The organism is Streptococcus sp. HMSC066F01 (assembly GCF_001837335.1).
GTDB lineage: Bacteria > Bacillota > Bacilli > Lactobacillales > Streptococcaceae > Streptococcus > Streptococcus oralis_S.
Genome location: NZ_KV832118.1, coordinates 164,350 through 187,655 on the forward strand (window position 1 = coordinate 164,350; position 23,306 = coordinate 187,655).

General features: G+C 41.2%; 22 protein-coding genes. 21 read left to right on the forward strand and 1 reads right to left on the reverse strand.

Annotation, left to right across the window (positions count from 1 at the left end):
- Both HMPREF2655_RS05100 and scrK read left to right on the forward strand, forming a co-directional pair.
- Positions 1–507, forward strand: a 507-nt coding sequence (locus tag HMPREF2655_RS05100; RefSeq protein WP_142352134.1) for a PTS sugar transporter subunit IIA, incomplete at its 5' end; no start/stop codon positions are given.
- Between the two features lie 158 nt (positions 508–665).
- Positions 666–1,553, forward strand: coding sequence for a fructokinase ScrK (gene scrK, locus HMPREF2655_RS05105; protein WP_070837958.1), 888 nt, complete (start codon positions 666–668; stop codon positions 1,551–1,553).
- A 46-nt stretch (positions 1,554–1,599) separates the two neighbouring features.
- Here the strand turns inward: scrK and HMPREF2655_RS05110 are convergent, their stop codons facing one another.
- Positions 1,600–2,217, reverse strand: coding sequence for a TVP38/TMEM64 family protein (locus HMPREF2655_RS05110; protein ID WP_000076176.1), 618 nt, complete (start codon positions 2,215–2,217; stop codon positions 1,600–1,602).
- A gap of 132 nt (positions 2,218–2,349) precedes the next feature.
- Here HMPREF2655_RS05110 and HMPREF2655_RS05115 point away from each other — a divergent pair, with 132 nt between their 5' ends.
- The 19 genes from HMPREF2655_RS05115 (at position 2,350) to HMPREF2655_RS05200 (ending at position 23,251) form a co-directional block, all read left to right on the forward strand.
- Positions 2,350–4,983, forward strand: coding sequence for a DEAD/DEAH box helicase family protein (locus tag HMPREF2655_RS05115; protein ID WP_070837960.1), 2,634 nt, complete (start codon positions 2,350–2,352; stop codon positions 4,981–4,983).
- 414 nt (positions 4,984–5,397) lie between these two features.
- Positions 5,398–5,613: a hypothetical protein gene (locus HMPREF2655_RS05120; protein ID WP_070837962.1), complete on the forward strand. Its 216-nt coding sequence runs from the start codon at positions 5,398–5,400 to the stop codon at positions 5,611–5,613.
- Positions 5,614–5,638: 25 nt separating this feature from the next.
- Positions 5,639–6,400 (forward strand): DUF6261 family protein, encoded by a 762-nt coding sequence (locus HMPREF2655_RS05125; RefSeq protein WP_070837964.1) that lies wholly within the window; start codon positions 5,639–5,641, stop codon positions 6,398–6,400.
- A 349-nt stretch (positions 6,401–6,749) separates the two neighbouring features.
- The gene (locus tag HMPREF2655_RS05130) at positions 6,750–9,248 is read left to right on the forward strand and encodes a DNA cytosine methyltransferase (protein ID WP_070837967.1); all 2,499 of its coding nucleotides are present in this window, start codon (positions 6,750–6,752) and stop codon (positions 9,246–9,248) included.
- Positions 9,249–9,261: 13 nt separating this feature from the next.
- Entirely contained in the window at positions 9,262–9,768 is a 507-nt protein-coding gene (locus tag HMPREF2655_RS05135; protein WP_070837970.1) for a hypothetical protein, read from the forward strand.
- Positions 9,765–11,039, forward strand: coding sequence for a restriction endonuclease (locus tag HMPREF2655_RS05140; RefSeq protein WP_070837972.1), 1,275 nt, complete (start codon positions 9,765–9,767; stop codon positions 11,037–11,039). Before HMPREF2655_RS05135 ends, HMPREF2655_RS05140 begins: the two co-directional genes overlap by 4 nt.
- A gap of 169 nt (positions 11,040–11,208) precedes the next feature.
- Positions 11,209–11,460, forward strand: a complete 252-nt coding sequence (locus HMPREF2655_RS10240; RefSeq protein WP_180364316.1) for a hypothetical protein — start codon at positions 11,209–11,211, stop codon at positions 11,458–11,460.
- 18 nt (positions 11,461–11,478) lie between these two features.
- Positions 11,479–11,883 carry a YbgA family protein gene (locus tag HMPREF2655_RS05145; RefSeq protein ID WP_070837974.1) on the forward strand — a complete coding sequence of 135 codons (405 nt, stop codon included), beginning with the start codon at positions 11,479–11,481 and terminating at the stop codon, positions 11,881–11,883.
- Positions 11,867–12,229, forward strand: a complete 363-nt coding sequence (locus tag HMPREF2655_RS05150) for a TIGR02328 family protein (protein ID WP_070837976.1) — start codon at positions 11,867–11,869, stop codon at positions 12,227–12,229. The genes HMPREF2655_RS05145 and HMPREF2655_RS05150 overlap by 17 nt, the downstream gene beginning before the upstream one ends.
- Before the next feature lie 244 nt (positions 12,230–12,473).
- Entirely contained in the window at positions 12,474–14,723 is a 2,250-nt protein-coding gene (metE, locus tag HMPREF2655_RS05155; protein WP_070837978.1) for a 5-methyltetrahydropteroyltriglutamate--homocysteine S-methyltransferase, read from the forward strand.
- Positions 14,724–14,817: 94 nt separating this feature from the next.
- Entirely contained in the window at positions 14,818–15,684 is an 867-nt protein-coding gene (gene metF, locus HMPREF2655_RS05160) for a methylenetetrahydrofolate reductase [NAD(P)H] (RefSeq protein WP_070838344.1), read from the forward strand.
- 549 nt (positions 15,685–16,233) lie between these two features.
- Entirely contained in the window at positions 16,234–18,447 is a 2,214-nt protein-coding gene (gene pnp / locus HMPREF2655_RS05165; RefSeq protein WP_070837980.1) for a polyribonucleotide nucleotidyltransferase, read from the forward strand.
- 15 nt (positions 18,448–18,462) lie between these two features.
- Positions 18,463–19,080, forward strand: coding sequence for a serine O-acetyltransferase (cysE, locus tag HMPREF2655_RS05170; RefSeq protein WP_070535748.1), 618 nt, complete (start codon positions 18,463–18,465; stop codon positions 19,078–19,080).
- A gap of 49 nt (positions 19,081–19,129) precedes the next feature.
- Positions 19,130–19,330, forward strand: a complete 201-nt coding sequence (locus HMPREF2655_RS05175; RefSeq protein ID WP_002882686.1) for a YdeI/OmpD-associated family protein — start codon at positions 19,130–19,132, stop codon at positions 19,328–19,330.
- Positions 19,331–19,343: 13 nt separating this feature from the next.
- Positions 19,344–20,108 (forward strand): nucleoside phosphorylase, encoded by a 765-nt coding sequence (locus HMPREF2655_RS05180; protein WP_000923404.1) that lies wholly within the window; start codon positions 19,344–19,346, stop codon positions 20,106–20,108.
- Positions 20,109–20,116: 8 nt separating this feature from the next.
- Positions 20,117–20,638, forward strand: a complete 522-nt coding sequence (locus HMPREF2655_RS05185) for a dihydrofolate reductase family protein (protein ID WP_000301981.1) — start codon at positions 20,117–20,119, stop codon at positions 20,636–20,638.
- Positions 20,639–20,655: 17 nt separating this feature from the next.
- Positions 20,656–21,999 carry a cysteine--tRNA ligase gene (gene cysS, locus HMPREF2655_RS05190; RefSeq protein ID WP_070535745.1) on the forward strand — a complete coding sequence of 448 codons (1,344 nt, stop codon included), beginning with the start codon at positions 20,656–20,658 and terminating at the stop codon, positions 21,997–21,999.
- Complete coding sequence (locus tag HMPREF2655_RS05195) at positions 21,992–22,378, forward strand: Mini-ribonuclease 3 (protein ID WP_070535742.1); 387 nt, start codon at positions 21,992–21,994, stop codon at positions 22,376–22,378. Before cysS ends, HMPREF2655_RS05195 begins: the two co-directional genes overlap by 8 nt.
- A gap of 3 nt (positions 22,379–22,381) precedes the next feature.
- Positions 22,382–23,251, forward strand: coding sequence for a helix-turn-helix domain-containing protein (locus HMPREF2655_RS05200; protein ID WP_070535739.1), 870 nt, complete (start codon positions 22,382–22,384; stop codon positions 23,249–23,251).
- Positions 23,252–23,306 lie beyond the last annotated feature (55 nt).

Here is a 23,306-nt window from a genome sequence, read left to right on the forward strand (position 1 = left end):
ACAGTTTCTGAAGAAGCTACAGAGGCAAATGAAGAAATTTCAGTAGCTCCTCAAAATGAAACAATCCAAACTCCAATCGTTGGTGACGTAGTTGCTCTCGAGAATGTTAATGACCCAGTCTTTTCAAGTGGTGCAATGGGACAAGGGATTGCTGTAAAACCAAGCCAAGGTGTGGTTTACGCACCAGCTGATGCAGAAGTATCGATTGCCTTTGCTACAGGACATGCTTATGGTTTGAAGACAGCAAATGGAGCTGAGATCTTGATCCACGTTGGTATCGATACGGTGACTATGAACGGTGAAGGCTTTGAACAAAAGGTTGCTCAAGGCGACAAGGTTAAAGCTGGTGACGTTCTTGGAACCTTTGACTCAAACAAAATCGCTGCTGCAGGTCTTGACGACACAACAATGGTTATCGTAACCAACACTGCAGATTACGCTTCTGTGACACCAGTCGCAAGTGGTTCAGTTGTCAAGGGCGACGCGATCATCGAAGTGAAAGCCTAATCCTCTTCAAGAATCCAATCTAAAAACAAAACGAACAAATGATATGTTTGTTCGTTTTTGCTTGAATGGTAAGATTTACAGAGGAAAATCTAAAATATAGAGAAATCTAGACTTTCAAAATGTGCTATAATAAAGAAAATAAAAACAAGAGGTTTATCATGACAAAATTATATGGAAGCTTAGAAGCAGGCGGTACAAAGTTTGTCTGTGCTGTCGGAGATGAAAATTTTAACATTGTAGAAAAAACACAGTTTCCTACAACAACTCCTATCGAGACCATCGATAAAACCATTGAGTTCTTCTCAAAATTCGATAATCTTGCAGGTCTTGCCATCGGTTCCTTTGGTCCCATCGATATCGACAAAAACTCAAAAACCTATGGTTTTATCACAACGACTCCAAAACCTCACTGGGCAAATGTAGACCTACTTGGTGCCCTTCGCCGTGCCCTTAACGTGCCCATGTATTTCACAACGGACGTAAACAGCTCTGCCTATGGTGAAGTGGTTGCTCGTAACAATGCTGGCGGTCGTATCGAAAACTTGGTCTACTACACGATCGGAACAGGGATCGGTGCAGGTGTTATCCAACGTGGTGAGTTTATCGGTGGTGTAGGTCACCCTGAAATGGGTCACTACTATGTAGCTAAACATCCAATGGATATTGAAAAAGAATTCAACGGTGTTTGTCCATTCCACAAAGGCTGTTTGGAAGGCTTTGCGGCTGGACCAAGTCTTGAAGCTCGTACAGGTATTCGTGGCGAAAACATCGAACTCAACAGTTCTGTCTGGGATGTTCAAGCCTACTATATCGCTCAAGCTGCGGTCAACGCAACAGTGACTTTCCGACCAGATGTTATCGTCTTTGGTGGAGGAGTCATGGCCCAACAACACATGCTGGACCGTGTACGTGAAAAATTCACAGCTCTGCTCAACGGCTATCTACCAGTACCAGACGTGCGTGACTACATTGTCACTCCAGCAGTTGCAGGCAATGGTTCTGCCACACTTGGAAACTTTGTCCTTGCTAAGAGTGTCGCAAAATAAAACAAAGAAAAAATCCGTTTGGGAAACCAAACGGATTTTTCTATTCTCAAAACATCTGCCAGAAGAAATCAATGATATAGGTCAAACCATAAGTGTAAACCACTAGGGTAAAGGGCTTGGTCAAAATAATAATAATCATATAGCGCTTGAAGGTCATCTTGGTCAGGGCTGCCAGCATGCAGAGAAAATCAGCTGGACTGACAGGCCAAATCATCATAAAGATAAAGAACCGCTCGAAGCGATTGCCCTTATCTAGCCAGCCGATGTATTTGTCATAGGTGCGCTTGCTGACGACGGACTGGACAAAGGCAGCTCCATAGAGGCGCACGAGATAAAAGATAATGGCACAGCCAATCACGATGCCGATATAGTTATAGATAGTCCCGATGATGTGGCCGTAAATAAAGACCCCAGCCACTGAGGTCAAAGCTCCCGGAATGATCGGAACGACGGTTTGTAGGATCTGTAAAAAGATAAAGAGTGGTGGTCCCCAAACCCCAGCTTGCTGGATAAAGGCCGATAGGGTTTCCTTGGACTGTAAAACACCCGCCTGATAGGCCCAAATACAGAAAATCAAGGTGCCGACTCCCCCGACGATAGATGAGATATTGATGACTTGCTGTAGAAGGGGAGAAACAGCTTTCATTTGCTTATCCTGTGACATGTAAACTCCTCATAGATAGTATGATACTACTATACCATATTTTGATAATAAAAACTATCTGGATTATCTGACTGGAGAAATAAGTGTGGTAAAATGAGAATAAGAAAATGACGGTATAGAATGAGGAGTATCATGTTAGGTTTAAACTTTAAAGGAAGCTGGCGCCAATATCAAAAACAGGTCTTGGATCGTTTTCAGGACTATCAAGCAGACGGTCATGTTCATCTAGTGGCTGCTCCAGGGTCTGGAAAGACAACCATTGGTATCGAGCTAATCGCTCGTTTTGGCAACCCAGCCCTCATCTTAGTTCCGACTGTCACCATTCGTGAACAATGGGTAGATAGGATTCAAACTGCATTTCTAGGGGAGGGTCAGAGGCTTTCAGACCTCGTTTCCCAAAACTTAAAGGAGATGAAGGCATTAACGATTGTGACCTATCAGGCTTTTCATAGCGCCATGAACCAACTGCAATCACAAGAAGATGGAGAAGCAGAGGATTTTGTGGGGTTTGATTTGCTTGCAAGCCTAAGAGCTCAGAAAGTTGCGACTCTTTGTTTGGACGAATGCCACCACCTGCGCAATGAATGGTGGAAAAGTCTGGAAGCCTTTCGCAAGCAGTATGAACCGCTGAAACTCATCTCCCTGACAGCGACACCACCTTATGACAGCGAGCCTGAACTTTGGGAACGCTATATCCGTATGTGTGGGGAGATCGATCAAGAAATCACGGTACCTGAACTAGTAAAGGAAGACACTCTTTGCCCTCATCAGGATTTTGTCTATATGTGTTCACCAACAGCTGAAGAGGCGGAAAGTCTCAAACGGTTTGAGGAGACTAAGTGGGACTATATTCATCAACTTATAGTCGATCCTGATTTTCAAACATTTGTAGCAGGGTCTAAGGTTCTCAAAGGGGATATTTCATCTGATTTGCTCTTAGAAGATCCCAAGTACTTGTCTGCTATGTTGATTTATATGCATTCTCAGGGGTTAACGATCCCTCCCTCTTTACAAAATTTACTGGGAACCCAGAAGCTTCCAGCATTGACCTCCTACTGGCTGGAGACGCTGTTGCAGAGCATACTCTATCAGACACCAGATTGGTATGAGGATCCAGATGGATATAGGAAAAAGTTAGAGGCTGACTTGAAGGCGCGTGGGTTGGTGGAAAAACGTCAGGTTTATCTGGTTAAGTCTAAGGCTTCTGACCAGCTTTTAACCCAATCTCTAGGGAAGTTGTCTGCCATTGCCGATATCTTTTTGACGGAGTATGAGAGTCTAGGTCAGGAACTGAGACAGTTAGTACTAGCTGACTATATTCGCAAGGATTTTGCCACCTATCTGGGAGATAATCAGGCAACCATTTCTCAGTTGGGGGTTCTCCCTTATTTTGAAAGCATTCGTCGAAAATCTCAGGAGCAAGAGATCCCTGTGTCTTTGGCTGTCTTGTCAGGTAGTGTCGTTATTTTGCCTACCGATGTGGCAGCAGAGTTGAAGGAACTCTTGCCTCAGGTTCCTCTTAGTTTCTCATCTATTGGTCACTTGGATCCAAAAGATTATGTGCAGGTTGGTTTTCCTAGCTCAGCTAAGGGAATCGTAGCGGCAGTGACGGAGCTTTTTCAACGAGGGCAGATTCAAGTCCTAGTCGGAACCAAATCTCTCCTCGGAGAGGGTTGGGATGCTCCTTGTGTCAATTCCCTAATCCTCGGAAGCTTTGTGGGGAGCTTTATGCTAAGTAACCAGATGCGTGGCCGTGCCATTCGTATCTGGCCGGGACATCCAGAAAAGACCAGTAACATCTGGCATCTGGTAGCCGTTCAAGCACAAGCACTTATCACTCTTCCTGGTGAGGAGCCTAGACCAGAGAGCAATCAGGATCTGCAGACCTTGTCGCGACGGATGAAGCATTTTCTTGGCTTGGCCTATAATCAGGAGAGTATTGAGACCGGTTTGGATCGTTTGGATTTTCCAAAGCCCCCCTTTAGGAAAAAGCAAATCAGCGAGTATAATGAGCGAGTTAAGAGTCTCTCCAAGGATCGAGCAGGCTTGAGACAAAAATGGCAAGATGCTCTCGTAGTGGCAGATCGATTTGAGATTGTCACTGAAGTCGCTGCTCAACAACAGAAGATTCCAATCATGCTCCAGTTTGATGCATTAAAATGGGTTCGCATGTCTTTGTTGCTCCTAGCAGTGGATTTATTGCTCTTGTTGTTTAGATTGAGACTGATTAGAGTTTGGTGGCTTACGGCAGCCTGTCTCCTCTTTTTTGCCTTTGCATCTTGGCGCTACCTCTGCTATAAGAGTCCCTATAAACGATTGCAGTCTCTGGGTGAGCAGATTCGAAAGGCTCTGCTAGATTTGGGGCATCTAACGGACGGTCAATCCCGCGTTCAGGTAGAGGAGGACAAGGGAAATTATATGATTTTTGTCTATCTCAAGGGTGGAAGCATGAGAGACAAGGAGCTGTTTGCACAGACTGTGGGAGAGTTCTTTGCTCCAGTGGACAATCAGCGCTATCTCTTGAAGGCAGAGAAAGTCCGACAAGGTCAGTCACCTTACTATGTCGTGCCTAGTCTTTTTGACAAGCGCAAGGAAGAAGCACAGAAATTCCTCGACTTTCTGATGCCAACTATTGGACGTTATCACCTAATTTACACACGAACAGAGGCCGGACGGAAAATCCTTCTTGAAGCTCGTATCCAAGCTCTCTCTAACAAAAACGACCGTATCTTGACTAAGAAGAAGGTTAAAAGCCGATTGGAGTAGGGTAGGTAGCTATTCGAAGTTTCGAAGATATGAATCCCCTAAAGTTTATATGTATTCTAAACTTAGAATGGCAAGAAATACATAAATTTATAAGCATTCTAAGCTTCGGATAGTCTATCTGAGAAAGTTTTGAAGTCTTCGAGCTTTCGAACAGTCGTCTTTCCTAAAGTTTAGATGTATTCTAAAGCAAGAAAAGTTAAAATCTAAAAATAGTAAGAGTCTCTATCTGACAGACAGATATGTTTCCAGTCAGATAGGGATTTTTGTTTTTGAAATGACTAAATTCTCCTGTAAAAGTAAGAAATAGACTGAAAAAGTGCTGTTGGGATGATAAAGTAGACAGTTGAGCGGATGAGTGTCCTAAGTTCTTTGCTATTTGTTAGAATTGTCTTATCAACTTAAAGGAGAAATCTGATGAAGAAAAATAAAGAAAATGAGGAGAGTATCCTATTGGATCTTCCTCTATGGGGCCTCCTATTTTTGGTCTGTGTACTGCTTCAAGTCTATGTAAGAAAGGATAGACCTTTGATTCAACCTCCTAGACAAGGAAGCATTGTAAAAACAGATCAAAAACAGGTCTATCTTCCAGAACTAATCCAGTCTTTATTTGATAAAGAGAAAACTAAATGATTCGTTAAATAGAAAGGTTACCATCATGACAAAAACATTCACCATCCGTCCGCTAAGCTATACCAACTTTACCAACCGTGAGTTTGAGAGTCTCATGGTAGATACGGGTCAACTACTAGAAGTTTTTGCTAAGGCGCATAAGGACGAGCCTATGTATAGCAAGCACCTCGACTCCTTCAAGAGCAAACTAGCAGACTTCCAAGCCCAACTCGCTATCGTAGAAAAGAAAGAGGCGACGAACCTGACCGAAGTCGATCGCAATCGTGACAGTGCCCTAGTCGGTCTCTTTACTCTTCATAGGGGATTTGCTAAGATCAAGGAGACCAAACTCAAAGAAGCTCATGAGACCTTGAAACCAGTCTTTGCCAAGTACAAGGATATCACCAAGCATAGCAATGATGTGGAAACGGCAGAAATCAAGAGTCTGCTCAAAACCCTCAGTGAAGAACCCTACCATACGGCCGTTACCAGTCTAGGTTTGACACCTATGCTGACGGCGGTGATCAGTGCGCAGGAAGACTATGATAAGGTGGAAAGTCAGGCGCGTGCGCATAAGTCTGCTAAGGAAGTCGGCAAGACCAGACAAGTCCGTACGGAACTAACCAGCATCTACGACCTCTTTATGCGCTATACCGCAGCCAGCGCAGAAGCCTATCCAGAAAAAGAGCACCTGACCAAACTCCTCAAGGATCTGAATACCATCCGAGATAGCAAGCGCCGATTGACTGGTTCGAGTAAGAAGGAGAAAAAAGTAAAAGTAGAAGAAACAGAACAAGTAGCTGGATAAAGACAGCCCCTTAGAAATGGATTTCTAAGGGGATTTTTGTGATTTTGGATACTACCAAAAGTCATAAAAAAGTTTATCGATAAATTAATTCAACAATTATTAAGGATAAGCTATTGCTTTTTTAGGTACAGTAAACAAAATATTTGAAGACTCAATATTCTAGGATTTAAGTGATTTCTATGTTATAATTTACTAAAGAGATTTTTGAATAGGTGAACGGATACACATCTATAATTTACAATAAGTTGCGGAAGTTTTTGATAGATTGTGGAAATGTTTACTCTAAAAAACAAAAATACAATGTTTAAAAAATGTTGATAAATATGTATGAAATGAGTGAGGGAAAATAATGATAGACAATAAACCAACTTATATTAGTTTATTCTCTTCTGCAGGCGTAGGATGCTATGGTTTTAAGATTGAAGAATTTGAGTGTATTGCAACGAATGAGATTATAGATCGTAGACTAAATATTCAAAAAATTAATAATAAATGTAAGTTTGATACAGGATATATATCTGGTGATATCAAGCTTGATGATACAAAAGAAAAAATATATACTGAAATAAAAAAATGGAAGCGACTTGGAAATGATAGAGTTGATGTTATTATTGCGACTCCCCCGTGTCAAGGAATGAGTGTTGCTAACCATAAAAAAAAATCTAATGAAATAAATCGAAATAGTTTAGTAAATGAAAGTGTAGCAATTGTTAAAGAGATTAAACCACGTTTTTTTATCTTTGAAAACGTCGCAGCTTTTTGGAAGACAGGTTGTTTTTCTAAAACAGGTGAGATTATTTCAATTGGAGATATGATAACGGAAGAACTAGGGGAAGATTATATCTTTGAAAAACGAGTTTTAAACTTTAAAAATTATGGTTCTAACTCATCTCGTCCTCGAACTCTAGTAATTGGTGTTGATAAAGAATTATCAAATCAGATAGTTCCGAGTGAGTTGTTTCCAGAGTATGTTGAAGAAAAATCCTTATATGACGTTATTGGGGACATGGATGAGTTGGAGTGGGGAGAGTATAATGTAAGAGATTTTTATCATAGTTTTAGAGTTTATCCAGAGCATATGCGTTCTTGGATTCATGATCTGGGTCAAGGGGAAAGTGCCTTTGATAATGAAGATGATAAAAAGAAACCTCATAGGGTTGTTGATGGGGAAATTATTATTAATCAGTCTAAAAATTCCGATAAATATACTCGTCAAATATACAGCAAAGTGGCTCCATGTATTCATACTAGAAATGATCAAATGGCAAGTCAAAATACAGTTCATCCAACACAAGATAGAGTTTTTTCTATCCGTGAATTAATGAAGATGATGACTATTCCTGAACAATTCAAGTGGTTAGATAAAGATTTAAATGAACTAAATGCTCTTACCTATGAAGAAAAACGGAAGCTTTCAAAGAAAGAGGAAATGAATATCCGACAGAGTATTGGAGAAGCAGTACCTACTGCTATTTTCCAATCAATTGCTCGTAAAATTAATATTTTCTTAAATCAAGATATACTTACTGAAACTGAAATTAAAAAAATTATTACTGAAAAAAATTTAGATGTTTTTGATAATCTAAAACAATTCATTTTAGATAGCAAGGAAACGTTATCTTTATCGACTTTATCTTTGGTCATTGAAATGGCAAATTTGAAACGTCAAAGCCATTCAGCATATTATACAAATAAATTTATTATTCAAGAGATATTGGATGTGTTACCTAATTTTGAAAAAAAAACAATTTCAATTATTGAACCTTCTGTTGGTGCTGGAAATTTTCTTCCATTTATTTTTAGAAAATATGCTGATAAACTTATTAATTTAACAGTTATTGATATTGATCCAGATATACTTGAACTTCTAAAATTATTATACGACAACAATTTGCCCTCAAATGTCAGTATAGAATATATCCATAGTGATTATATGACATTTGAGCATCAGAAAGTTGACTTAATTATTGGTAATCCTCCTTTTTTGAAATTATCATCTAAAGATTCTGTTGCTTATAGAAAACAGAATTATAATGATGAGTCAACAAACCTTGCAGAGTTTATTTTGGAAAAAGCTGTAAAATCAGCAAACTATGTTTCAATGATTTTACCTAAAAATATTCTCAATACTCCTGAATATCATAAAACTCGTGAATTTCTTGAAAATTATGATATATACAATATTTTAGATTTTGGTGAAAAAGGTTTTAAAGGTGTTTTAGTTGAAACTATAAATTTAGCAATAAAAACTTTTGGAACTAGAACTAAAAATATACTAGTTAAATCTCTTCCAAGGAACATGATTGTTAACCAAAGGAAAGACTATATTTTTGACAAAAACCTTCCATACTGGGTTATCTATCGTAACGATGATTTTGATAGAGTATATGAAAAGATGGAGTTTGATATTTTTGATGTTTTTCGAGATAGACAAATAACAAATTCTAACTCTAAATTAAAAAATCAAAATTCTAAAGATATTAGAGTTTTAAAATCTAGAAATGTTAGTGATGATGGCTTAAGAATCATTCAAATTGACAATTATGATTCCTATATTTCTCGTGACTTAGTACAGAAATTTGCAACATATAAGTATTTGAATGATGATGTTTATATTACTCCTAATATGACCTATAAACCACGAGTTATGAAAAAACCTCATGGGATGGTAACTAATGGGTCGCTGGCGGTATTGATACCTAAGAATATAAAAGAATTAACAGAACGTCAACGTGCTTACTTTTCTACTGATGAATATAGAAAGTTTTATCAAATTGCTAGAAATTTTCAAACTCGTTCTTTGAATATAGATAAAACAAGTAGTTATTGGTTTGGTGCTTTAAAATAAGGGAAAAAATAAAATGATAATTGATTTTACAACAATCAACCCACGGTGGGGGACTTCGGGAATTTCTTTTGAAAGTATAGAAGAGTTTGTTTTTGTATTGGGTTTTTTAACGAATATTCGTCATTATAGTAGTTATAGGGGCAAACAATATTCCTATTATGATAAGTCTGTAGAGATTCAAGTTGAGGGTAATTACGTAGATGGTGCATGGGCAAAGGAATGCCGCATTCACTATCTTAAAGATTTACCAAGTTTACAACAATTATCTCAATCTCTCAGTAACGCAAGATCTGCAGGCCGTCAAACTCATGGAATTCAAGCAAGAATTAATTCAAATAGATTTATAAATCACTTAATTTCTGAGTATGGTTTTAAAGTTTCAGAAACAGGTAAATACAGTGAGTATGTTACTCCTCCGGATAAATTACATGTCAAAAAAAGAATAGAATCTTCTCTCTTTAATACAGATACTGATATTTACAAGATTTTTAATAGTTTTGAAGAAGGATATAATCTATGAATATTGAACAATTTTTATCACAATTTGATTACGATATTCGTAAAACAAATAATGCTAGATGGATAGATCAGAAATGTACATATGATGTTCTTTCAATCATCGCTGATTGTATTTTATCGTATATAGGAAATGATATATCGAAAGAATTTACGGTTTCTGATATTTGGCATTATGACTATGCTCGTGAAAATGTATTAGAAATTTTCTCGAAACCGGATACAGAATCAAAAAAAGCTAGCAATGAGTATGATAAGTATTTTGGACAACCCATAAAGCTGTTTGGATACAGCAGAATTTTAGATGTTAGAAAATCAGGTAACCGTTATTTTTATAGAGTCAAAAATCTAGAATTATTAGAGTACATAGCATTTCGGCCAATAAATGCACTTAACTTTCTTTTCTTATATATCACAAAAGTTTTAAAGGATAGTGATTTATATTTAAAATTTGAAATGTTTTTTGAGTTTCAAGATCAAGACCATTATAAAATATTGAGGGACGAATTTATCAATTTCACCATTAAGAATACTCCAATTAATGGTGAAACGGAATGTGGTCGGATTTTTACTAAAGTCTTAAATCCTTTAGCTTTTAAACTAAAGAAAAAAGGAACTATTAAGGGGAGAATTTCGAATAATATAATCATTTTAAGTGACTTACAGTATAATAGAATAAATTGGCGAGATGAATTGTCAGGAAAAAATAAGATGGAAACGAGAGTAGAAAACAAATCGATAATCCAACATTATCAGGCTAAAGCTATCGAGAAATATACTGTTAACAAAGCTAAACGCCAAATTAGACAATTTAATGATAGATGGAGAAATGGTGTATCGGAGGTTAAACAGTCTACGGAATTAGTAAAGGCAACTCAAGCGCATCATATTTTTCCTCAGTCACTATTTCCTGAAATTGCCGACTACTTAGAAAATCTAATTATGCTCACGCCAAATCAGCACTTTATTATGGCTCATCCAAACAATCAAACAATTTATATTGATAGAGATTTTCAATATATCTGCTTGTTAGCAAAGACATCACGTATCATGATGAATCTAAATTCAGAAACTGAGCCTGATTTTTATGATTTTGAAGATTATAAATTTGTCTTAAATACTGGTTTGAAAACAGATAAATTTAATGCGGTTCAGGAACTAGATTTTGCAACAATTGTTAATCTGATTGATTTTTATTACAGTGATTGTTTTGAATATGAAGATTTAATCACGGAAAATAACATAATTTTTAATAAGAGCAATAACAACGTTTAGTTAAATATTTATCTTTCCATACTATGCAAGAGGTTTATATAAATATATTTAAAACTCTTGCATAGTATATTTTGAGATAGAATTCACTCAATTTATGCTTGAAGCGATTTTAGAAACCTTGCTTGATTATAGTTATCTCTAAATTGATAGTACGGGAAAGCTGATTCAATTGCTTTTGAAACCACGTGAGCTAGCTATTTTTGAAAAAATAGAATCTTATCTTGTAGAGCATTATCAGGTAACAAATGCAGTTTCACAAGAACTGACGGGGCTGAGTGCAGCAACCATGCGTCGTTATCTCCAAATATTCGTAAATCAAGGTTTATTAGAAAAATCAGGAACTACCAAAAACACTATTTATCCGCTCATAATTCTCTCATTTTTAGGATACAATTTTGTTTCCATACTTCCTGGAAACTGATAGAAAGTAAGGAAAAAGATGGAACAAACTAATCAAAAATCCCAATGCCAGCAACTCTGGGCTAGAAATAAATACCTCGTTTTGAGCCATTCAAGCAATATTTACAATGAGATTCGCCAATACTTGAAGAATGAAGAGGTGGAGCTGAGTCTGGTTCAAGAATTGATCGACCGTGCCTGTCAAATCCCTGAGCGTAGGGGTCAGGTTTGCAATGCCTTTCAGCATATTTGGGGCTATTTCAAAAAGAAAGCGACAGATGCTGAGCGCAAGGACTATATGCTCTTGCTGGATCGCTACCGCTTTGGTCAGGTTTCCAAGGAAGACTTGATTGCTAAGACTCGAGTGTTGCTGGATCGCTATCCCAATACCTACTTGCAACATTCGACTTTACTGAAAGGAGACTCTCATGAGACTTTGGCATGAGGCTTTGATTTCACAACTTCCCCGGCCTCAGCTTTTGGGACAACATCGAGAATGCTGCGCCTTGCGTGGTAATGGCTGGGGCAGAAAGCATGCGACGGTGGACTATGTCTTTACCCACTCGCCCTATCGTCTCTATGCCTATCATCGCTTGATCATGAAGGAGATGGCTGGCCGTGGCTACAATGTCAGTCCAGAGTGGCTGGACAAGAACTACCGTGGGAAAATCTGCTCCGCTTATGAGGATTTGTCTGAGGAGGAGCTGACCACTCCCATCTATAGTGAGCATGATGACTCCTACTATGATGAGTGTCTGGCTAATCTCCGTGACAAGGGGATAGAGCTATAGTCTTTTCTAATAGCAAGCCATAGTCACTGATGAGAATCGTCAATAGCTCGTTTGAGTATTCTAACTAAAATACAGCCATAAAACAAGCAATACAAAGGATTTGAGACACTGGTCTCAAGTCTTTTTCTTTTGACCAAAAGAGTGATATAGTTTCAAACTATATCAAAGCCTAATTTTTTACAATTATACAGACAGTTTCTTTTCTGTTAAGATAGTTTCAACAACAAATTTTGGAGGACACATCATGTCAACTACAATCATCGGTTTCCCTCGTTTGGGTGAATTCCGCGAATTGAAATTTACAACTGAAAAATACTTTAGAAAAGAAATCTCAGAAGAAGAACTCCTTGCAGCAGCAAAAGAATTGCGCGCGAAACACTGGAACATTGTCAAAGAAAAAGGTATCACTGAAATCCCATCAAACGACTTTTCTCACTATGACAACTTCCTAGATGCTGCTTTCCTCTTCAACGTGGTACCTGCATCAGTTCAAAACTTGGACTTGTCTGACCTTGAGCGCTACTTTGCTTTGGGTCGTGGTTACCAAGGAGAAAAAGGGGATGTTCGTGCCCTTCCGATGAAGAAATGGTTCAACACCAACTACCACTACATCGTTCCTAAGTTTGAAAAAGACACTCAAGTAAAATTGGCTGGTCACAAGATTTTTGATGAATTCCAAGAAGCCAAAGAACTTGGCCTTAACACTCGTCCAGTTCTTGTAGGACCATTCACTTTCCTTCAATTGTCAGACTTTGAGGAAGGCGTGAAAGCAGAAGACTTTGTGGACAGCTTTGTCGCAGCTTACCAAGAAGTTTTTGCGAAATTGGCTGAACTTGGTGCGACTCGTATCCAATTGGACGAAGCGGCTCTTGTAAAAGACTTGACTGCTGAAGAAAAAGCTCTCTTCTTGAACCTCTACAACAAACTCTTGGCTGATAAAAAAGGTCTTGAAGTCTTGCTTCAAACTTACTTCGGTGACGTCCGTGACGTCTACGCTGACCTTGTGAACTTGCCAGTAGATGCCATTGGTCTTGACTTCGTTGAAGGTAAGAAAACTCTTGAACTCGTTAAAGGTGGCTTCCCAGCTGACAAGACTCTTTATGCAGGGATTGTCAATGGTAAGAACATCTGGCGCAACAACTACGAAAAGAGCTTGGCTGTTCTTGAGCAAATCCCAGCTGAAAACATCGTATTGACAAGCTCATGCTCACTTCTTCATGTGCCATTTAGCAGTTGTAATGAAGAATTTGAACCAGCTATCTTGAACCACTTTGCCTTTGCAGTTGAAAAATTGGATGAGATCCGTGACTTGGATGCTATCCGCAACGGTCAAGGTGCAGAGGCTCTTGCAGCTAACAAAGAACTATTTGCGACTGAACGTGTGGGTGAAAATGCGGAACTTCGTGCTCGTATCGCTGGATTGACAGACGCTGACTACACTCGTTTGCCAGCCTTTGCGGAACGTGAAGCCATCCAAGAAGAAACCTTCAAACTTCCAGCACTTCCAACAACAACCATCGGTTCATTCCCTCAAACTAAGGAAGTCCGTGCCAAACGTTTGGCCTTCCGTAAGGGTGAATTGTCACAAGAAGAATATGATGCCTTTCTTGCTGAAACCATCGACGAATGGATCAAATGGCAAGAAGAAGTTGGATTTGACGTGCTTGTACACGGTGAGTTCGAGCGTAACGACATGGTTGAGTACTTCGGTCAAAACTTGTCAGGTTACCTCTTCTCTAAGAATGGTTGGGTACAATCTTACGGTATGCGTGGGGTGAAACCACCAATCATCTGGGGTGATGTAACTCGTCTTAACCCTATCACTGTGAAATGGTCTAGCTACGCACAAAGCCGTACAGACAAGCCTGTTAAGGGTATGTTGACTGGACCTGTTACCATCCTTAACTGGTCATTCCCACGTGAAGACATCTCTATCAAGGACTCAACTCTTCAAATCGCCCTTGCTATTAAGGATGAAGTTCTTGACCTTGAAGCTGCAGGTGTGAAAATCATCCAAATTGACGAGGCTGCTCTTCGTGAGAAATTGCCACTCCGTCGTAGCGACTGGTACGAAGACTACCTTGACTGGGCTATTCCTGCCTTCCGCTTGGTACACTCTACAGTAGCGCCAGACACTCAAATCCACACCCACATGTGTTACTCAGAATTTACAGATATCATCCCAGCTATCGACAACATGGATGCGGACGTTATTTCCTTTGAAGCAAGCCGTTCAAACCTTGAAATCTTGGACGAACTCAAAGCGAAAAACTTCCAAACAGAAGTGGGACCTGGGGTTTACGATATCCACTCTCCTCGTGTGCCTAATGAAGGCGAAATCGACCACACAATCGATGCTATTCTTGCCAAAGTTCCAAGCAAGAAAGTTTGGATCAACCCTGACTGTGGTTTGAAAACACGTGGTATTCCAGAAACAAAAGAAAGCTTGATCCGCCTTGTCGAAGCAGCAAAAGCTGCGCGTGAGAAATTGTAAGATAAGATTTCTCTATTGACCCTTACTGATCAAGGAACTGCTTGGACCTAGCTGGCTCAGCAATCATGAAATCAAAAAGAAAAGGATAATGACTATGTCACGCCAAACACCGTCACTTTCATTTGAAGTGTTCCCTCCAAACCCAGCTGTGGGTAATGATAAAATTATTTCAGCCTTGCAGGATATGCGGGAGCTGACACCGCACTTTATCAGTGTGACTGCCAGCAATAATAAATTTAATATCAAGGAAACAACGGTTCGTTTGGCTGACTTTATCCAGAATGACTTGGCGATTCCAACCATTGCCCACTTGCCAGCTATCTATCTGACCAAGGAAAAGGTTGCTGAAACCATTGCAGACTTGGATAAGGTTGGGGTACAGAAAATCTTGGCCTTGCGTGGGGATATTATCCCTGATGTGGAACCGCAAAAGGATTTCCGCTACGCAACGGACTTGATCGAGTTCATCAAGGAACAAGCTCCTCACTTTGATATTATTGGTGCTTGCTACCCAGAGGGGCACCCTGACTCGCCAAACCAGATCTCGGATATTCAAAATCTCAAGAAGAAAGTGGATGCAGGCTGTTCAAGTCTTGTAACGCAGCTTTTCTTTGACAATGAGCGTTTCTATGATTTCCAAGACAAGTGTACCTTGGCAGGGATTGATGTTCCTATTCATGCGGGGATCATGCCCATTCTTAACCGTAACCAAGCGCTTCGTCTCTTGAAGACTTGTGAGAATATCCGCCTTCCACGCAAATTCAAAGCCATCTTAGACAAGTATGAGCATGACCCTGAGTCGCTCAGAGCAGCAGGACTTGCCTATGCAGTGGACCAGATCGTGGACTTGGTCACTCAGGATGTTGCTGGTGTGCATCTCTACACCATGAACAATGCTGAAACAGCCAAATACATCCACCAAGCAACCCATGCCTTGTTTAATCATCAGTCTTTAGGGTAATCGATTCTTTAACCACTGAGACGATAGCTTGTCATTTACTTGCTTTTAAATGAAAAATGACAGTTGTGAAAGCCAAAGAATTTGCTAAATAAAATAAACAACAAACCATTCCTCTTTTCATGGGGGAATGGTTCCTTTTTAATAGAAAAGCCCGCACTTTTTAAGAAAAATATGATAAAATAGACTCTGTACGTACTTGATACAAAGATGAGGGTATAAACAGATTCTTAGCTATTCAAATCTGCTATGCTATAAAAGATACAAATGCTAAAGAATAATATTTTTAAACTTTTCAAGGTATTTAGGTAGTTGAACACGGGCTAAATCCCTAGTGAAAAAGATAGATTTCCTGGTGTGTATCGCACACTGTGTCAATTTATGCTATCATGAGTAATTGAACTCGGCCGAAAAGCTGTGTAAAAAAGATAAACTGTCTTGTCTTCATCGAAGACTTCGCCAGTTTCCTATTTTTACTTTCCTTTTTGCGACCTTAGTATCTTGATCTTTGTAGGCAAGGCGTATAATTTCATCAATCCAAAGGGGATTAAAATGACAAAACAAGTGTTTCAAACGACTTTTGCGGGTCGTGAGTTAATCGTAGAGACTGGTCAAGTTGCTAAGCAAGCAAATGGTGCAGTTGTCGTGCGTTACGGTGAGTCAACTGTCTTGACTGCGGCCGTTATGTCTAAGAAAATGGCAACTGGGGATTTCTTCCCACTTCAAGTCAACTACGAAGAAAAAATGTATGCAGCTGGGAAGTTTCCTGGTGGCTTTATGAAACGTGAAGGACGTCCTTCAACTGATGCGACTTTGACAGCGCGTTTGATTGACCGTCCAATCCGTCCTATGTTTGCGGAAGGTTTCCGTAACGAAGTGCAAGTCATCAATACGGTTCTTTCTTATGATGAAAATGCCTCTGCTCCAATGGCGGCAATGTTTGGATCATCCTTGGCACTTTCTATCTCAGACATTCCGTTTGACGGACCAATTGCTGGGGTGCAAGTGGGCTATGTAGATGGTCAAATCATCATCAACCCTACGCAAGAACAAGCAGAGCAATCTCTCCTTGAATTGACAGTAGCTGGTACCAAACACGCCATCAACATGGTAGAGTCTGGTGCCAAAGAATTGTCAGAAGAAATCATGTTGGAAGCCCTTCTCAAAGGGCACGAAGCAGTCAAAGAATTGATTGCCTTCCAAGAAGAAATCGTTGCGGCAGTCGGTAAAGAAAAAGCAGAAGTGGAATTGCTTCATGTAGACGCTGACTTGCAGGCTGAAATCATCGCAGCCTACAACAGTGACCTCCAAAAAGCTGTCCAAGTAGAAGAAAAATTGGCTCGAGAAGCTGCGACTCAAGCAGTTAAAGACCAAGTGACTGCGGTGTATGAAGAAAAATATGCAGACCACGAAGAATTTGACCGTATTATGCGTGATGTGGCTGAAATCTTGGAACAAATGGAACACGCTGAAGTGCGCCGTTTGATTACAGAAGACAAGGTGCGTCCTGACGGGCGTAAGGTCGATGAAATCCGTCCTTTGGATGCGGTTGTTGACTTCCTTCCTCGTGTGCACGGTTCAGGTCTCTTCACTCGCGGACAAACTCAGGCTCTTTCAGTTTTGACTTTGGCTCCAATGGGTGAAACTCAAATCATCGATGGTTTGGATCCAGAGTACAAGAAACGCTTTATGCACCACTATAACTTCCCTCAATACTCTGTAGGGGAAACTGGTCGTTACGGTGCGCCTGGTCGTCGTGAAATTGGTCACGGTGCTCTTGGTGAGCGTGCCCTTGCTCAAGTCTTGCCAAGCTTGGAAGAATTCCCATACGCGATTCGCTTGGTAGCTGAGGTCTTGGAATCAAACGGTTCTTCATCTCAAGCCTCTATCTGTGCGGGAACTCTTGCCCTTATGGCTGGTGGTGTGCCAATCAAGGCGCCAGTAGCTGGTATTGCCATGGGTCTCATCTCCGACGGAAACAACTACACAGTATTGACAGATATCCAAGGTTTGGAAGACCACTTTGGTGACATGGACTTTAAGGTTGCCGGTACTCGTGACGGGATTACAGCCCTTCAAATGGATATCAAGATCCAAGGAATCACTGCAGAAATCTTGACAGAGGCCCTTGCCCAAGCCAAGAAAGCGCGTTTTGAAATCCTTGATGTGATCGAAGCTACTATTCCAGAAGTGCGTCCAGAATTGGCTCCAACTGCTCCAAAAATTGACACCATCAAGATTGATGTGGACAAAATCAAGATTGTCATCGGTAAGGGTGGCGAAACTATTGACAAGATTATCGCTGAAACAGGCGTTAAGATTGATATCGACGAAGAAGGAAATGTATCTATCTACTCTAGTGACCAAGCTGCTATTAACCGTGCCAAAGAAATCATTGCTGGCTTGGTTCGTGAGGCTAAAGTAGATGAAGTTTACCATGCCAAGGTTGTTCGTATCGAGAAATTTGGTGCCTTTGTCAACCTCTTTGATAAGACAGATGCACTTGTGCATATTTCTGAAATGGCTTGGACTCGTACCAACCGTGTTGAGGACTTGGTAGCTATCGGTGATGAAGTCGACGTTAAGGTTATCAAGATTGATGAAAAAGGCCGTATCGATGCCTCTATGAAAGTTCTTCTTCCTCGTCCTCCAAAACCTGAGCATGATGAAAAAGGTGAAAAGTCTGAGCGACCTCACCGTCCACGTCATCACAAGGACCACAAACCTAAGAAAGAATTTACAGAAACACCAAAAGATTCAGAATAAGAAAAGGAGAAATGTATGGGATGGTGGCGCGAAACCATTGATATCGTAAAAGAAAATGATCCAGCGGCACGCAATAGTTTGGAAGTTTTGCTGACTTATCCAGGTGTCAAGGCCTTAGCTGCCCACCGTCTCTCGCATTTTCTCTGGAAGCACGGCTTCAAACTCTTGGCTCGTATGCACAGTCAGTTTTGGCGCTTTTGGACTCAGATAGAGATTCATCCGGGTGCTCAGATAGAATCAGGTGTTTTTATCGACCATGGTTCAGGCCTGGTGATTGGAGAGACGGCGATTGTTGAAAAAGGCGTTCTTCTCTATCACGGAGTGACTCTTGGTGGAACAGGGAAGGATGTTGGTAAACGCCATCCGACTGTCCGAAAAGGGGCGCTGATTTCAGCCCATGCCCAAGTCATCGGACCGGTAGAAATCGGCGAAAATGCCAAAGTCGGTGCTGCTGCAGTAGTCGTGGCAGACGTACCTAGTGATGTGACAGTTGTCGGTATTCCAGCTAAGATCGTCCGAGTTCATGGACAGAAGGATGAACCAACGATCCACGAAGTCGAAGAAAAACGAGAGTACTACGTCAATAAACTCGAGCAGGCTAAAGAAGCCAGTCACAGATCGTCGGGGTTGTAGGATAGGGTAGCAAAGTTATCGAGGTGAAGTATGACAGGAGGTAAGAACTATGTCAGATTTATCAGACGCAATTTTGAACCAGGCAGTTCTTGAGTTGCAAGAACGCTTGGATGGTCTTGCTAAGGAGCGCTTTATTAAACTGCCACCTAGCCACCAGCGTGAATGGGCTCATTATATCAGTGAAGCCAAAAAAGATGAGACCAAACTGCGCCGTCTAAATAAAATGAAGGCGGATTTGCTGGAGCCTTAAAGAAAGAGAAGTTATGCTATTAGAGGAATTTGAAGATGTAGCAGCAGTTATTGAGCCAACTGAAAAGCCAGTCCATGACAAGGGAGAGGTATGCGAAACCATCATTCTGTCCTTTAATGGCGAAATTCTGAAACGTTTGATTGAGTCAGAAGATGTCTATCCGGGAGGCTATTTGAAAAGCATAAACGGCCATCATCCATGGTATATTTATGGCCAAGGACCTAGCAAGCTAGCAGTTATGTTGGCTCCAATTGGGGCTCCCATGATAGTCGGCCAGCTGGAGGAGTTGGCGGCCAGAGGCTTCAAAAATTTTATCATTTTAGGTTCCTGTGGCGTTTTGGACCGCTCAATTGAGGCGGATAAAATTATCCTACCTGCGGCAGCATTGCGAGATGAAGGAACTAGCTATCACTATGCCCCACCGGGTGATGAAGTCGCCTATGACGAGTCTCTGCTGATCGAGCTGGAAGCCATCTTTGACAAGCACAATATCGAACATATCCGCACCAAGTCTTGGACGACTGATGCCTTTTATCGAGAAACGCCTGATAAGGTCAAACGTCGCTTGGCTGCTGGAGCTCAAGTGGTGGACATGGAAGCTTCAGCTATCATGGCTTGGAGTCAATTTCGCAAGAGTAAAGTCTATCAGTTCTTCTACACAGCTGACTATGTGGATCATCATAACAGAACCTGGGATGCCCGCCATGAAGAGCGGACAGCTGATGCCATGACTTTTTTCAATATCGCTTTGACAATAGCAAAGGAACTAGAAAGGTAACTACAAGAATGGCAGTATATTTTTACGGCTGTATCACCATGGATGGCTACTTGGCAGACAGCCAGCACAGGATAGACTGGCTGCATCAGCTTGGTTCTGTAGAGGATACAGGCTATGATGACTTTTACAGACAAATGGATATCACCATCATGGGCAAGCGGACCTTTGAGGAAATCCAAGATTTACAAGATGTAGAAAGTTTTTATCAAGCTACGGAAAATTATGTCTTTACGCATGATAGGCATCTGCCTGTCAGCAATTACCAGCCAGTAGCTGGGGATGTGGTGGACTTTGTTCGCCAGATTGACAAAGGCAAAAATGTCTTTGTGATTGGTGGTAATTCCTTGGTAGGACCGCTCTTGGATGCGGATCTTTTCGATCACCTCATTATTCAGATAGCGCCCCTTATCCTAGGAAAGGGGGTTCCCCTCTTTACCCAAGAGGAAGGGCAGCGCTTTTACCAACTGGATAGCCTCAGACAATTTGGCCCTTTTGCAGAGCTGGTTTTCAGCCGAAAAAGTCAGAAATAGAGAAGGGAGTGGACCGCATGATTAAAATTTACGACACCATGTCTCGTGATTTGCGAGAATTTGTCCCAATCGAAGAAGGAAAGGTTCGCATGTATGTCTGTGGGCCAACGGTATACAACTATATTCACGTAGGGAATGCCCGTTCGACGGTGGCTTTTGATACCATTCGTCGTTATTTCGAATACCGTGGCTACGAAGTTGCCTATATTTCCAACTTTACAGATGTAGACGATAAGATTATCAACCGTGCCAAGGAAGAAGGTATCACGCCTCTGGAGGTTGCGGACAAGTACATCGCTGCCTTTCGTGAGGATGTGACAGCTTTGGGCGTGAAACCTGCGACTCGCCATCCGCGTGTGGTGGAGTTTATGGCGGACATCATTCGTTTTGTGGAAGTCTTGATTGAAAAAGGTTATGCTTACGAGAGTCAAGGAGATGTTTACTTCCGCGTGGAAAAATCTCACAACTATGCTAAATTGGCCAATAAAACCTTGGAAGATTTGGAGCTGGGTGCTTCAGGTCGTACCGATGAAGAAACGGCTCGCAAGGAAAATCCTGTAGACTTTGCCCTTTGGAAAGCTGCAAAGCCAGGCGAGATTTCCTGGGATAGCCCTTGGGGACCTGGTCGTCCGGGTTGGCATATTGAATGTTCAGTCATGTCGACAGAGATTTTGGGAGATACCATTGATATCCACGGTGGTGGAGCTGATTTGGAGTTTCCTCACCATACCAACGAAATTGCCCAGTCAGAAGCAAAAACAGGCAAGACTTTTGCTAACTACTGGATGCACAATGGCTTTGTCAATATCGACAATGTTAAGATGTCTAAGTCCTTGGGCAACTTTATAACCGTACACGATGCCCTCAAAACCCTCGATGGGCAAGTGTTGCGTTTCTTCTTTGCGACTCAGCATTACCGTAAGCCTATCAACTTTACCGAAAAAGCAGTGCGAGACGCCGAAACTAATCTCAAATATCTGAAGAACACTTACGAACAACCATTTACAGGAAACGTGGATACCCAAGAGTTACAAGCTTTTAAAGACAAGTTTGTTGCCGCTATGGATGAGGATTTCAACTCCGCCAACGGTATCACAGTTGTCTTTGAAATGGCCAAATGGATCAACTCAGGAAACTATGATGCAAGTGTTAAGGAAGCTCTTGCGGATATGTTGGAGGTCTTTGGGATTGTCTTTGTTGAGGAAGTTTTGGATGCAGAGATTGAAGCTTTGATCCAAAAACGTCAAGAAGCGCGTGCCAATCGTGACTTTGCGACAGCAGACCAAATCCGTGACCAATTAGCGACTCAAGGAATTAAGCTCCTTGATACCAAGGATGGAGTGAGGTGGACTCGTGATTGATGTCAATCTCATTAACGGGATTGCGCTAGCTTTTGAAGGAGATGCAGTTTACTCCATGTATATCCGTCGCCATCTCATCCGTAAAGGCATGACCAAACCCAACAAACTCCACCAAGAGGCGACTAAGTATGTCTCAGCCAAGGCTCAGGCTCGCTTGATTGCCCTCATGTTGGAGGAGCAAGTCCTGACGGAAAAAGAAGAAGAAATCTATAAACGTGGTCGCAATACCAATAGCCACACAAAGGCTAAAAATGCTGATGTGGTGACTTACCGCATGTCTACAGGTTTTGAAGCAGTCATGGGCTATCTCCATCTGACTGAAAATCTGGAGCGTCTAGAGACCATAATTTCTTGGTGCATCCAAAAAGTGGAGGGCTAGAATATGATTGCAAAGGAATTACAAGACTGGTTCCCTGAAGCTCAGATTTCAGATCAGCCAGTAGAGAAACCAGGCTATCTAACTCTCCCTTTAGCTTCTCAGCAGTGGATTTTACTGGAGGAAGCTGGGCTCAGCGAGCGTGAAAAGCAGCTGGTTGCCCTTTTGACCCAGCAAGAGCAGGCTCGTTCGCTCAATCCTTGGTATCCCTATCTGATTGAGGGGAAGGGGCAGGCACCGCAAACTTTCAAAAAGATTCAGCTGGTTTATTGCCATCTTTCCTATTTCCAACAGGAAAATCTATCCTCTTGGCTAGACATGATGCGGACTCTTTTTCCCAACTGCCAGACAGTGCTACAGGTCGGGGCTCAGGATTATGTATTTGTGCTTCAACAAGATAAGTACACCTCTGTTCGCTCAATCTTATCTGATACGATTGAGGCAGTAGAGTATGACTTTGGCCTTCGTCTGTCCATCATGTTAGGCCAGGTTTGGTCTCAGACAGGACATCAAGCCCTATCAGACTTAATCAAAGCAGAGCGAAATTTGTTTAAGGCTTGGTGGCGTCAAGGTCATCAAGGTGTACACACCTTTTCACAACTCTATCTGTGGAGTATGGGAGAAAGACTTGTGGACCTGAGAGTCATTAAAGAATGCCTGCATCAGATGATCTTGGATCAGGATCAGATTCAGGAAATCATTCTCTCTTTTTGGGAAAACAGTGCTGTCCTAACTAAAACAGCCCAGCAACTCTATCTGCACCGCAACTCTCTCCAATACAAGATTGATAGATGGGAAGAATTGACAGGGCTTCAGTTGAAGGAGTTGACGGATCTCACCCTTTGTTATCAGTTGATTTTACCAGATATTCTCTAAAGTTTTGTGCAAGTTGCACAGAACTTTTTTGTTTTTTTGGTCACCTTGCCATAGA

Excerpts from the sequence above, each read along its gene's own strand:
- HMPREF2655_RS05120 (WP_070837962.1), top strand. The coding sequence starts at position 5,398 with ATGAAGAAAAATAAAGAAAATGAGGAGAGTATCCTATTGGATCTTCCT.
- HMPREF2655_RS05140 (WP_070837972.1), top strand. The coding sequence starts at position 9,765 with ATGAATATTGAACAATTTTTATCACAATTTGATTACGATATTCGTAAA.
- HMPREF2655_RS05185 (WP_000301981.1), top strand. The coding sequence starts at position 20,117 with ATGGCAGTATATTTTTACGGCTGTATCACCATGGATGGCTACTTGGCA.
- metF (WP_070838344.1), top strand. The coding sequence starts at position 14,818 with ATGTCACGCCAAACACCGTCACTTTCATTTGAAGTGTTCCCTCCAAAC.
- cysE (WP_070535748.1), top strand. The coding sequence starts at position 18,463 with ATGGGATGGTGGCGCGAAACCATTGATATCGTAAAAGAAAATGATCCA.
- HMPREF2655_RS05130 (WP_070837967.1), top strand. The coding sequence starts at position 6,750 with ATGATAGACAATAAACCAACTTATATTAGTTTATTCTCTTCTGCAGGC.
- pnp (WP_070837980.1), top strand. The coding sequence starts at position 16,234 with ATGACAAAACAAGTGTTTCAAACGACTTTTGCGGGTCGTGAGTTAATC.
- cysS (WP_070535745.1), top strand. The coding sequence starts at position 20,656 with ATGATTAAAATTTACGACACCATGTCTCGTGATTTGCGAGAATTTGTC.
- HMPREF2655_RS05125 (WP_070837964.1), top strand. The coding sequence starts at position 5,639 with ATGACAAAAACATTCACCATCCGTCCGCTAAGCTATACCAACTTTACC.
- HMPREF2655_RS05135 (WP_070837970.1), top strand. The coding sequence starts at position 9,262 with ATGATAATTGATTTTACAACAATCAACCCACGGTGGGGGACTTCGGGA.
- HMPREF2655_RS05175 (WP_002882686.1), top strand. The coding sequence starts at position 19,130 with ATGTCAGATTTATCAGACGCAATTTTGAACCAGGCAGTTCTTGAGTTG.
- HMPREF2655_RS05145 (WP_070837974.1), top strand. The coding sequence starts at position 11,479 with ATGGAACAAACTAATCAAAAATCCCAATGCCAGCAACTCTGGGCTAGA.
- HMPREF2655_RS05115 (WP_070837960.1), top strand. The coding sequence starts at position 2,350 with ATGTTAGGTTTAAACTTTAAAGGAAGCTGGCGCCAATATCAAAAACAG.
- HMPREF2655_RS05200 (WP_070535739.1), top strand. The coding sequence starts at position 22,382 with ATGATTGCAAAGGAATTACAAGACTGGTTCCCTGAAGCTCAGATTTCA.
- HMPREF2655_RS05110 (WP_000076176.1), bottom strand. The coding sequence starts at position 2,217 with ATGTCACAGGATAAGCAAATGAAAGCTGTTTCTCCCCTTCTACAGCAA.
- metE (WP_070837978.1), top strand. The coding sequence starts at position 12,474 with ATGTCAACTACAATCATCGGTTTCCCTCGTTTGGGTGAATTCCGCGAA.
- HMPREF2655_RS05150 (WP_070837976.1), top strand. The coding sequence starts at position 11,867 with ATGAGACTTTGGCATGAGGCTTTGATTTCACAACTTCCCCGGCCTCAG.
- scrK (WP_070837958.1), top strand. The coding sequence starts at position 666 with ATGACAAAATTATATGGAAGCTTAGAAGCAGGCGGTACAAAGTTTGTC.
- HMPREF2655_RS05180 (WP_000923404.1), top strand. The coding sequence starts at position 19,344 with ATGCTATTAGAGGAATTTGAAGATGTAGCAGCAGTTATTGAGCCAACT.